General features: G+C 65.5%; 10 protein-coding genes. 7 read left to right on the top strand and 3 right to left on the bottom strand.

The window, feature by feature from the left end:
- Window positions 1-10 precede the first annotated feature (10 nt).
- On the top strand, window positions 11-1,126 hold the full coding sequence (locus K3M67_RS12430) for a TonB family protein (protein WP_285831611.1): 1,116 nt from the start codon (window positions 11-13) through the stop codon (window positions 1,124-1,126).
- 32 nt (window positions 1,127-1,158) lie between these two features.
- Here the strand turns inward: K3M67_RS12430 and K3M67_RS12425 are convergent, their stop codons facing one another.
- Window positions 1,159-3,777 (bottom strand): EAL domain-containing protein, encoded by a 2,619-nt coding sequence (locus K3M67_RS12425; protein WP_285831610.1) that lies wholly within the window; start codon window positions 3,775-3,777, stop codon window positions 1,159-1,161.
- 91 nt (window positions 3,778-3,868) lie between these two features.
- The gene (dnaN, locus tag K3M67_RS12420; protein WP_066859579.1) at window positions 3,869-4,993 is read right to left on the bottom strand and encodes a DNA polymerase III subunit beta; all 1,125 of its coding nucleotides are present in this window, start codon (window positions 4,991-4,993) and stop codon (window positions 3,869-3,871) included.
- A 172-nt stretch (window positions 4,994-5,165) separates the two neighbouring features.
- Between dnaN and K3M67_RS12415 the strand changes: the two genes are divergently transcribed.
- From K3M67_RS12415 to K3M67_RS12405, 3 genes are all read left to right on the top strand, one after another.
- Window positions 5,166-5,666 carry an invasion associated locus B family protein gene (locus K3M67_RS12415; RefSeq protein WP_285831609.1) on the top strand — a complete coding sequence of 167 codons (501 nt, stop codon included), beginning with the start codon at window positions 5,166-5,168 and terminating at the stop codon, window positions 5,664-5,666.
- A 37-nt stretch (window positions 5,667-5,703) separates the two neighbouring features.
- Window positions 5,704-6,963: a dual-specificity RNA methyltransferase RlmN gene (gene rlmN, locus K3M67_RS12410; RefSeq protein ID WP_066859831.1), complete on the top strand. Its 1,260-nt coding sequence runs from the start codon at window positions 5,704-5,706 to the stop codon at window positions 6,961-6,963.
- 80 nt (window positions 6,964-7,043) lie between these two features.
- Window positions 7,044-7,466 (top strand): hypothetical protein, encoded by a 423-nt coding sequence (locus tag K3M67_RS12405; protein ID WP_285831608.1) that lies wholly within the window; start codon window positions 7,044-7,046, stop codon window positions 7,464-7,466.
- A gap of 69 nt (window positions 7,467-7,535) precedes the next feature.
- On the opposite strand, the gene K3M67_RS12400 is transcribed toward K3M67_RS12405, so the two are convergent.
- On the bottom strand, window positions 7,536-8,045 hold the full coding sequence (locus K3M67_RS12400) for an outer membrane protein (protein WP_066859576.1): 510 nt from the start codon (window positions 8,043-8,045) through the stop codon (window positions 7,536-7,538).
- Between the two features lie 313 nt (window positions 8,046-8,358).
- Between K3M67_RS12400 and K3M67_RS12395 the strand changes: the two genes are divergently transcribed.
- The 3 genes from K3M67_RS12395 to K3M67_RS12385 are packed head-to-tail and all read left to right on the top strand — an operon-like array spanning window position 8,359 to window position 11,094.
- On the top strand, window positions 8,359-9,078 hold the full coding sequence (locus K3M67_RS12395) for a cytochrome b/b6 domain-containing protein (RefSeq protein ID WP_066859575.1): 720 nt from the start codon (window positions 8,359-8,361) through the stop codon (window positions 9,076-9,078).
- Complete coding sequence (locus K3M67_RS12390) at window positions 9,075-9,821, top strand: molybdopterin-binding protein (RefSeq protein WP_285831607.1); 747 nt, start codon at window positions 9,075-9,077, stop codon at window positions 9,819-9,821. Before K3M67_RS12395 ends, K3M67_RS12390 begins: the two co-directional genes overlap by 4 nt.
- A 31-nt stretch (window positions 9,822-9,852) precedes the next feature.
- Window positions 9,853-11,094 carry an SAM-dependent methyltransferase gene (locus K3M67_RS12385; protein WP_285831606.1) on the top strand — a complete coding sequence of 414 codons (1,242 nt, stop codon included), beginning with the start codon at window positions 9,853-9,855 and terminating at the stop codon, window positions 11,092-11,094.
- The last annotated feature ends 76 nt before the right edge of the window (window positions 11,095-11,170 follow it).

Here is an 11,170-nt window from a genome sequence, read left to right as displayed (position 1 = left end):
GCTCCTATCCATGAAGCCGTTGCCGATCCTGGTTGCCGTCGCTCCCATCTGCATGACGCTGATAGCGACGCCGGTACATTCCGTCCCCCCTCCGCCTCCCTTTGCGGACGGCACGCGCCAACTCATCCGCTGGATCCCCGGAGAGGCGCGCTGCACGGACGGGGCAGTCAGCGTCGTCCGCTTGCAGCAGCCCTTCGTCAGCATCGGCTTTGCCCGGCCGAGCCCGACGCAAAGCTATCATTTCCGCATCGACGAACAGGGCCGCCCGCTGTCGATCGCCAATAACGGCGGGCAGCGATTGGCCGCCACGGCCGACGATGTCGGCGCGGCGCTGGCCGCCTCGCGCTTTGCGGCGGGACGGGCGCGCACCGATTGCCACCTGGAATATCGTTCGCAGGCGAGCCCGCTTGACGAGGCGCCGGTCGCCGATCTGATGGCCTATAGCCTCTCGCCGATTTCGGGTGCCTTGCCGTCCGCCGCCTGGAAGCGCATGGCCCCCGCCAATTCCACCTGCATGGCCGCGCCCCGCCCTGCGCCGCTCAACCGGCAATTCCCGGATTTCGATGCCCTGCCCGCGACGCCGGGCGCGCGCGACTGGACGATGGTCGGTTATGATCTGGATGCGAAGGGTCGACCCATCCGGGCGCGCATCGTCGAGGGTACGGGCAATCGGGCGCTGGATGCCGCTTCGATCAAGGCGATGAACGCATCGCGCTTCACTGGCGGCGCACGCACGGGCTGTCTCTATCCCTATTGGCGTTCTCCCGCGACCGTGGCTGCGCCCGCCCCTCCCGCTGGTCAGCGTTCCGTAGACGCCAGTTGCGCCAGCGACCGGCCCTGGGCGATAGCGCCGCGGTTGACATATCCCCCCGCCTATCGTCGTCGCGCAATCGAGGGATGGGCGGTGGTCGCCTATGATGTCGCGCCTTGGGGCGAGACTGGCAACAGCCGCGTAATCGCCAGCGAACCGAGCGCAGCCTTCGGCGAACAGGCCATGCAGATGATCCGCGCGGCGCGCAAGGTTGCTTCATCCTCCGGCGCGACGGGCTGTATCGAGCTGGTCCGCTTTGTCATCGGCAAGGAAGATGGAAGCCACAATGGCGATACGCCCGCCTTTCCCGACTAGATAGGATCAGAGTCGTCGTCCGCAGCCGGTCGTCAGGATGCCAGCGAGCGGGGCGGCGGCTGGCGCAGGGTGGCGATGTCGACCGGCCTTGCGAATTCCACGCCCATCCGGTCGTCCTTCGACCAGCGCGCGGTGGCGTCGACCATCACGCGGTCGCCCAGTTCGATCGCGAATATCGTGCCGGGCGGCACGTTCCAAAGCCCGTCGATCAGGGCGCCGGTCGCGGAGATGTTGCGCACCCGCCCGGTATAGACATGGCCGTCATGATGGACCGCGACGGTGCGCAGCATCGACTTGCGTTCGGGCCGGCTCGACTGGAAGCCGCTGGGCGCGGCCCCGACATTGCCGCCGCGATGGGCGATAAGCACGGCGTCGGCGGGCTTGGGACGGCCATAGATATAGCCCTGGATATGGCTGCAGCCCAGCTGCCGGATCAGGTCCAGTTCGTCCTGCGTTTCCGCGCCTTCGGCGGTGGTGTCCATGCCCAGCGCCTCGGCCAGGCTGACGATCGCCTTGATGATCGCACTGTTGCGGTTGCCCTTGATCGCCGCGCCGCGCACGAAGCTCTGGTCGATCTTGATCTTGTCGAACGGCGCCTTCTTCAGATAGCCGAGCGAGGAATAGCCGGTGCCGAAATCGTCGAGCGCCAGCCTGACGCCCAGCGCCTTCAGCCGTGCGAACATCAGATCGGTGCCGGCGTCGTCGTTCAGGAAGACGCTCTCGGTGATCTCCAGCTCCAGCCGTTCGGGCGCGAGTTGCGCCGCGGCGAGGGCGTTCATCACCGTGGAGGGGAAGCCGGGATTGGCGAACTGGGTCGGCGACACGTTCACCGCCACCCGGATGCCCTCCGGCCATTGCGCGGCATCGCGGCAGGCGGTGCGCAGCACCCATTCGCCGATCGGCGCGATCAGGCCGCTATCCTCCGCAATGGGTATGAACAGGGCCGGTGAGATAGCACCACGGGTCGGATGGTCCCAGCGCAACAGCGCCTCATAGCCGGTGATCTCTTCCGTCCTGGACGAAACCACCGGCTGGTAGGCCAGGTGCAGGCCATCGGCGGCCAGCGCATGGCGCAGATCTTCCTCCAGCTTGCGCCGGTCCTCCGCATCGGCGTGCATGTCCGATGAATAGAAACGATGGACGCCCCGGCCATTGCCCTTCGCCGCATAGAGGGCGAGATCGGCATTGCGGATCAGCGCGTCGGCGGTGACGCCGTCCTGCGGGCAGGAGGAAATGCCGATCGACACGCCGATCACCACCGCCGTCCCCTCTATGGAATAGGGCTGCGAAATGGCGGTGATGACGGTCTGGGCCAGCTGCGCCAGCGTCGCCTGTTCATGATGGCCGGGCAGGAGGATCTTGAATTCGTCGCCGCCCTGCCGCCCCACCAGCCCCATGTCGCCCACCACCCGCTGGAGCCGCTGGCTGACCTGGCGCAGCAGCGCGTCACCGGCGGGATGGCCCAGCGTGTCATTGACGCTCTTGAACCGGTCGAGGTCGAGCATGAGCAAGGCGCAATCGCCAGGTCGTCCGCGGCGTTCGGCGACCGCCTGCTCCAGTGATCGCAGCATCTGGATGCGGTTGGCGAGGCCGGTCAGCGAATCGAACTGGGCCAGCCGGGTCACTTCCGCCTGGCTGCGGCGCATCTCGGTGAGGTCGGTCCCGGACCCGCGAAAGCCGTGGAACTGACCATATTCGTTGAAGACCGGCTGTCCCGAGATCGACCACCAGCGCTCTTCCCTGGCCAGTGCGGCGCAGACGGCGATGTCGGCGAAGCCGGTGCGGGCGGACAGGTGAAAGCCCAGCGTGCGCTCGCCATCACCCTGCTGCTTGTCGCCCTGGCGGATGATGTCGGTGATGGGGCGGCCGATCAGCCCGCCGCTCGGCGCCTCCAGCGTCTGCGCCAGCGTGTCGGAAATATAGGTGAGGCAGCCCTGCCGGTCGGTTTCCCAGAACCAGCCGCGCCCGCTGCGCTCATGTTCCCGCAGCAGCCGGTCGGCGCGCTGGGCGCGCATGTCCAGCCGGTGGCGCTCGATAGCCCGGTCGCGATCCGCCGTCGCCTGACGGATGGTGGCGATCGCCATCACGCACACGCAACTGGTCAACAGGCCGATCTGTGTGATGCCGGTCTTTCCCACCACCGACACCAGCAGCGCGCCCAGAAAATAGCTGATCCCCAGCAGGCGCCTGTCGCCGAAGATGCAGACGGCGAGCAGCGCCACCGCGAGTTCGGGCACCGCCGCCAGGAAGATGGCGTCGGACGCCGCCAACGGCTCGCTGTTCAGCCAAAGGCTGAAGCTCAACCCCGACAGGAAGACCAGCGGCAGCATCAGCCAGTTCTGGACATGGGGCATCAGCCGCTGGAAGCGTTCGCGGTGGGGCAGCAGCATCAGCGTGCCGTCGACCAGCAGCATCGTCGCCAGGATGATCGCCTGATATACGTCGCCCGCCCGATAGAAGGGCAGGTTCAGCAGCGCGAGCACGCAGATCTTGGCGAGCAGGATCAGCGGCCACAGGCGCGCGATATGGACGAAGGCGCCGGAAATCCAGGAGGCCGCGACTTCCGTGCCGCTGCGCGCCAGGCCAAGCGCCATCATCAGGGTGATGGGACTCGTCAGGCCATCGGACAGGGAAGCACGCATGGGGGACATGCGCCTTCTTCTAATCGGCAGTCGTTGACAGAGAATTACTGTGCCGCCGCCAATAAAGGCGACGACGAGACAGACAGTGCCGCGAAAAGCGCTACACGCGCATCGGCATCAGCACGTAAAGCGCGGGGCTGGCGTCGCTTTCGCGGATCAGCGTCGGCGCCGCCGCATCGGCCAGGTGCAATTCGACCAGGTCGCTGTCGATCTGGCCCAATATGTCGAGCAGATACCGGGCGTTGAAACCGATGTCGAAGCCTTCGCCCTGGAATGCGCCGGGCACTTCCTCGGCCGCCGTGCCATTTTCGGGGCTGGTGACGGACAGGGTGATCTTGTCCCGGTCGAGGCTCATCTTGACCGCGCGGGTCTTTTCGGTGGCAATGGTGGCAACGCGGTCCACGCCTTCCTCGAAGCTGCGCGGGTCGATCTTGAGCAGCTTGTCGTTCGCGGTCGGGATGACGCGGCTATAATCGGGGAAGGTGCCGTCGATCAGCTTGCTGGTCAGGATCGCGCTGCCCAGGCCGAAGCGGATCTTGCTGGCGGAAAGGGCGATGGCGACCGAGCCTTCGACCTCGTCCAGCAGCTTGCGCAGTTCGCCGATGCATTTGCGGGGTACGATGATGCCGGGCATCCCTTCGGCGCCGTCGGGTCGCGGCACGGTGACGCGGGCGAGGCGATGGCCGTCGGTGGCGGCGGCCTTGAGCACAGGCTGGCCCCCCGAAGCGGCATCTTCCGACACATGGAAATAGATGCCGTTCAGATAATAGCGCGTTTCTTCGGTCGAGATGGCGAAGCGCGTCTTGTCGATGATCTGCTTGAGCGTTTCGGCCGGCAGTTCGAAACTGGTCGGCAGGTCGCCCTCGGCGATCACCGGGAAATCGTCACGCGGCAGGGTGGACAGGTTGAACCGGGCGCGGCCCGCCTGGATCAGCATCTTGCCCTCGGCCGCCTGGAGCGACACCTGGCTGCCCTCGGGCAGCTTGCGGGCAATGTCGAACAGGGTGTGGGCGGAGATGGTCGTCGCGCCGGGCTGTTCGACCTGCGCCGATATGCTTTCCACGACCTGAAGGTCGAGATCGGTCGCCATCAGCTTGATAGCGCCGTCGGCCGACGCTTCGATCAACACGTTGGACAGGATGGGAATGGTGTTCCGCCGTTCGACCACCGACTGGACGTGGCTCAGGCTCTTGAGGAGCGTTGCGCGTTCGATGGTGGCCTTCATGTCCCTGTTCTGTCCGTTTCTTTTTGTGCAAATGCCGCGATCGAAGTCGAATCCCGGCGACAATGATGGATGCTTCTTCATAACCGCTGTTGCGGCCCCTGCAAGCGCCGCCTTCACCCTTTCGTCAGGCGACGGGGTTGCAAATGGGGACGGCTTGGGCTTTGCCGGAACAATGCGCCGCGCCTTATTCCTCTCAACCCTGCTCCTGCTGTGCGCCGCGCCCGCCATGGCGCGTGATTCGCTCGGCATTTTCGAGGGGTGGGGGGCGTTTCGCGATCCCGGCGCCGGTCGGAACGGGCCGCGATGCTATGCCATCGCCGAGCCGGTCGTGCGGCGCGGGCAGGCGCGCAGGGGCTTCGCGTCGGTCGGCAACTGGCCCCGCCAGCGGGTGCGCGGGCAGGTGCATATCCGCCTGAGCCGCGCGCGGGCGGCCCAGGCGGCGGTGACATTGAGTGTTGGCGAGCGCCGCTTCACCCTGGTCGCCGGGCAGGTCGACGCCTGGGCACCGGACGCGCGCACCGACGCGCAGATCATCGCCGCCATGCGATCGGCCAGCAGCATGAGCGTGCAGACGGTGGGCGCGGACGGGCGTGCCTTCGCCGACAGCTATGCCCTGCGCGGCGCGGCGACGGCGGTCGACGCGGCGGCATTGGGATGCGCGAAACTGCGCTGATTTGAAAATGTGCTGAAAATCGACTATGTGCGCGGCCATGCAGACAGTCGCCAGCCCCCTGATGCCGATTCCCGGCCATATCGACCCTGTGCCCGTGCCCCGCGCGGTCACGCCCCGCGAGGATGGGCGGGTCGACCTGATGGGCTTGTCGCGCCCGCAGATCAAGGGCGCGCTGGAGGAAGCGGGGCTGGACGTGAAGGCGGCCAAGCTGCGCTCCAAGCAACTGTTCCACTGGCTCTATCATCGCGGCGTCACCGATTTCGAGGCGATGACCGACCTCGCCAAGCCGATGCGCGGCTGGATGGCCGAGCGCTTCGTCGTCGGCCGCCCGCAGGTGGTGGAGGCGCAGGTGTCGAGCGACGGCACCCGCAAATGGCTGCTCCGGTCGGATGACGGGCAGGATTACGAAATGGTCTTCATTCCCGATGCGGATCGGGGCACGCTGTGCGTGTCCAGCCAGGTCGGGTGCACATTGAATTGCAGCTTCTGCCATACCGGCACGATGCGGCTGGTGCGCAACCTGACGCCCGGCGAGATCGTCGGCCAGGTGATGCTGGCGCGCGACGCGCTGGGCGAATGGCCGCGTGGTAACATGGCCAGCGCCAATGACGATGAGTCGGACGAGGCGTCGCATTACACGTCGGACGGCCGGATGCTGACCAACATCGTGATGATGGGCATGGGCGAGCCTCTCTATAATTTCGATCATGTGCGTGACGCGCTGAAGGTGGTGATGGACGGCGACGGCCTGGCCCTGTCCAAGCGCCGCATCACCCTGTCGACCAGCGGGGTCATCCCCATGATGGCGCGCGCGGGCGAGGAAATCGGCGTCAATCTCGCCGTCTCGCTTCATGCCGTGACCAAGGAAGTGCGCGACGAATTGGTGCCCTTGAACAAGAAGTTCGGGATCGAGGAGCTGCTTCAGGCCTGCGCCGACTATCCCAGCGCCAACAACGCCCGCCGCATCACCTTCGAATATGTGATGATCAAGGACAAGAATGACAGCGACGAAGATGCGCGCGAACTGGTGCGCCTGCTGCGCCACTACAAGCTGCCGGCCAAGGTCAACCTGATCCCGTTCAACCCCTGGCCGGGCACCGATTATGAGTGTTCCACCCCGGAACGGATCAGGCGCTTTTCCGACATCGTGTTCGAAGGCGGCATCAGCGCGCCGGTACGCACGCCGCGCGGGCGCGACATCATGGCGGCCTGCGGCCAGCTGAAATCGGCGAGCGAGAAGAAGAGCAAGGCGGATATGCGCCGCCTGGCCGACGAGAAGCAAGCCGCGCTTGGATGATCCGGGGCTGACGACAGGCGCGTGAAGCGCAGACGAGACCCCGCCCGAAACGGCGGGGTTTTCTTTTGGGGAAAGAGACGATGACCGACGACGAGATCGACCGGCTGGCGCAGGGCTTTCTGGCCTGCACCCTGCCCAAGGCGCGCTGGACCCATGAAGCGCACTTCGCGACCGCGCTCTGGCTGATGCTCAGGCGGCCCGATGTGCAGCCCGAGCAGGACATGCCGGACATGATCCGGCGCTACAATGAAAGCGTGGGCGGGGTGAACAGTGACACGGCCGGCTATCATGAGACGATTACCCAGGCGTCGCTGCACATGGCGCGTTGCCTGCTGGCCGGTCTGCCGCGCGATGTGACGCCGGCTTGCGCCCATTCCGCGCTGATGGCCTCGCCGCTTGGCGACAAGGACTGGCTGTTCGGTTACTGGTCGCAGGACCGCCTGATGTCGGCGGCGGCGCGGCGGGAATGGGTGGCGCCGGACCGGATGGCGCTTCCCGCATAGCAGAAGGGCGGCCCCTCGCAGGACCGCCCTTCGCTTTACCTGATCTTGAGAGGGATCAGAAAGGCTTGATCAGAAACGGAAGCCGACGCCGACCATCGCGGCATCGCGGCCGCCGATGTTCTGCTCATATTCGGTGCGCTGATATTCAGCCGAGATGTAGGTGTTCGGGGTCGCGGCGAATTCCAGACCACCGCCGTAGCGCACGCCTTCGAGAGCGGCGCCGTCACCGGCGACCTCGAAACGGGTCGTGGCATAGCCGACCTTGCCGAAGGCCAGGACGCGCGGGGTCACGACATAGCCGGCGCGCAGCGAGGCAGCCAGATCGCGGCTGACATCCAGGCCGCTGTCATCGACGGTGCTGTCGCCCAGGCTGACTTCGACGCCGCCGACGATGCGCGGCGCGAGGGCCAGGTCGTAACCGGCGGTGACGCCGTAGGCGAAACCTTCTTCGCCGCCGATCTTGTCATAGCCCATGGTCACGCCCGCGCGCGGCCCGGTGAAGGGCGCAGCGTCCTGAGCGAAGGCAGGAGCCGAAACAACGGTGGCAGCAGCAATCGCTGCGAAAATCACAGTCTTCATAAAGTCCTCGATATTTATCTTGTCGCCGCGATTTAGGTATTAATCCGGCGTTCAGGTTTGATGCCAAGCAATCATGAATTTATTCTCACGATTCCTCCTGCTTCTTTTCTCTCCATTATCTGAGAGCCAAGAGCGCGATCTGCATCATGACCGCGCAGTGGCCATCTAGGATCGCCAGATAGAGTTGCAAAGGGGGCGGATCTTTATTTCAATCAATTTCGATGCTTGTGTTGCAAAACGGTTACATCACGTGCTGCGATCGCCCGACGGCGACGCCTATGGACGGGCGGCAAATATCCGATAGGATCGCGACATGGACAGCCGGCCCGACACCGCAGGCATGATCGTCAGGCGCCACCGCCTGTCGACGCGGCTGTGGCACTGGCTGAACGCGCTGCTGCTCTATGTGCTGTTCACCAGCGGCCTTGGCATCTTCAACGCGCATCCCCGCCTCTACTGGGGGCACTATGGCGCCAATTTCGACCATGCCTGGCTGGAACTGGAGCGTTTTCCCGGCTGGATCACCTTGCCGGGCCACTATAGCCTGGCGCTGTCGCGCCACTGGCATCTGGCCGCCGCGCCGATCTTCGCCTTCGCGCTGCTGCTCTACATGGTGTGGAGCCTCGCCAACCGGCATGTCGCCGACGACCTCGCCTTTCGTAGGGGCGAACTGGCGCCGCGTCATGTCTGGCGGGACATCAGGGACCATGCCCGGCTGCGCTTCCCGACGGGCGTCGCGGCGCTGCGCTACAATATCCTCCAGAAGGCGAGCTACATCGGCGTGATCTTCCTGCTCCTGCCGCTGGTCATCCTGACTGGCCTTACCATGTCGCCGGGGATGAACGCGGCCTGGCCCTGGCTGGTCGATCTGTTCGGCGGGCGGCAGTCGGCGCGGTCGCTCCACTTCCTCGCCGCCTTCGCGCTGGTCGCCTTCTTCCTCGTCCATATCCTCATGGTGCTGCTTGCCGGACCGCTGAACGAACTGCGCTCGATCATCACCGGGCGCTACCGCCTGCCGGGGGAAGGGCGATGATCCTTACCCGCCGCGGGCTGCTGCTGGGGGCCACCGCCTCGCTCGCCGGCTGCGACCGACTGGTCCGGAACGAGGGCTTTCGCGAGGCCCTGTTCTCGGCCGAGAATTTCCACAAATGGGCGCAGCGCAGCCTGATGGCGCGCGACGCGCTTGCGCGGGAGTTCCGCCCCGACCAGATATCCCCCGTCTTTCGCGCCAACGGCACGGCCAATCCGAACACGCCGGCCTACAAGGCGCTGTGGCGCGGCGGCTTCGCCGACTGGCGGCTGCGGGTCGACGGGCTGGTCGCGCGGCCGCTGTCGCTGCCGCTGGCTGATTTGCGACGGCTGCCCCATCGCGAGCAGATCACCCGCCATGACTGCGTCGAGGGCTGGAGCGCGATCGGCAAATGGCGGGGGGTGCCGCTCGGGACGATCCTCGACGGTGCCGGGCTGCGAGACCGGGCGCGCTATCTGGTCTTCCACTGCGCCGACAGCATGGGCGGCGGGCAACCCTATTATGAAAGCATCGACCTGATCGACGCCTTTCACCCGCAGACCATCCTCGCCTTCGCGCTCAACGACCGGCCCTTGTCGGTCGCCAACGGCGCGCCGCTGCGGCTGCGGGTCGAGCGGCAACTGGGCTACAAGCAGGCCAAATATCTGATGCGGATCGAGGCGGTCGAGAGCCTGGCCGCGATCGGCAAGGGCAAGGGCGGCTATTGGGAGGACCATGCCGGTTATGACTGGTATGCCGGCATTTGACGCTCGCAAAACGACATGACAGGGTAGCGGCATGAAATTGTTTGAACGTGTTCTCAAGCATTTGGTTCGCCGTGGCCAGTTGACGGTTTACTATCATACTGGCGGCAGCTTCACGGTCGGTCGGCCCGATCCGGCCTTTCCCAATCTGGCGCTGCGTTTCAGGGACGGGCGCGTGCCGCTCGACATCATCCGCGACCCGCGCCTTGGCATGGCCGAAGCCTGGATCGACGGCCGCGTGGGCATAGAGGGTGGCGGCATCATGGAATTCGTGTCCATGATCCGCGCCAACAATCCCTGGGAGCAGGGGCGCTCGATCGACGCCAAGTCCTTTCTCAACCGCAGCTTCAAGAGCGTCCGCCAGAAGCTCTGGCGCATCAACCACAAGTCGCGGTCCAAGGCGAATGTCGCCCATCATTACGACCTGTCGGGCGCGCTCTACGCCCTGTTCTTGGACCGCGACCGCCAATATAGCTGTGCCTATTATCCCGATGCGGACAATGAGGCCGGGATCAGCCTGGAGCAGGCGCAGGAGGACAAGAAGGCGCATATCGCCGCCAAGCTGCACCTGAAGCCGGGCATGAAGGTGCTGGACATCGGCTGCGGCTGGGGCGGCATGGCGCTCTACCTCCACCGCACCTGCGGCGTCGACGTGACCGGCATCACCCTGTCGGAAGAGCAGCTGAAGGTGGCGCGCCAACGCGCCGAGGAGGCAGGCGTCGCCGATCATGTCCGGTTCGAGCTGATCGACTATCGCGACATGGATGGGCCGTTCGACCGGATCGTGTCGGTCGGCATGTTCGAGCATGTCGGCACCGCCCATTTCCGCACCTTCTTCAACAAGTGCCGCGACTTGCTGGCACCCGACGGGGTGATGCTGATCCACACGATCGGGCGCGTGGACGGGCCGGGCATCACCGATGCCTTCACCCAGAAATATATCTTCCCCGGCGGCTATATCCCGGCCCTGTCGGAGATGATCCGCGGCAGCGAGGGCACGCGCCTGATGGTGACGGACGTGGAGGTGCTGCGCATCCATTATGGCCTGACCATCCGCGAATGGTACAAGCGGACCCTGGCGCACAAGGCCGATATCGTCGCCCTCTATGACGAACGTTTCTTCCGCCTCTGGACCTTCTACCTGGCCGGCGCGGCGACCGTGTTCGAACATGGCGGCATGGTGAATTACCAGGTCCAGTATGTGCGCGACCGCCACAGCCTGCCGATCACCCGTGAATATATGCTGGAGGCGGAAGCGGCCCTGCGCGGCCGCTGATCCCTTAACCATGGCTGACAGCCATGTTCGCGGCCGGTTCAGTCGGTGACGCGCATTCTCCCTCTCATGCCCCCGC

The organism is Sphingobium sp. V4 (assembly GCF_029590555.1).
Taxonomy (GTDB): domain Bacteria; phylum Pseudomonadota; class Alphaproteobacteria; order Sphingomonadales; family Sphingomonadaceae; genus Sphingobium.
Note: the sequence above shows the minus strand (reverse complement) of the source record. Positions and strands in the feature narration are given on the sequence as shown.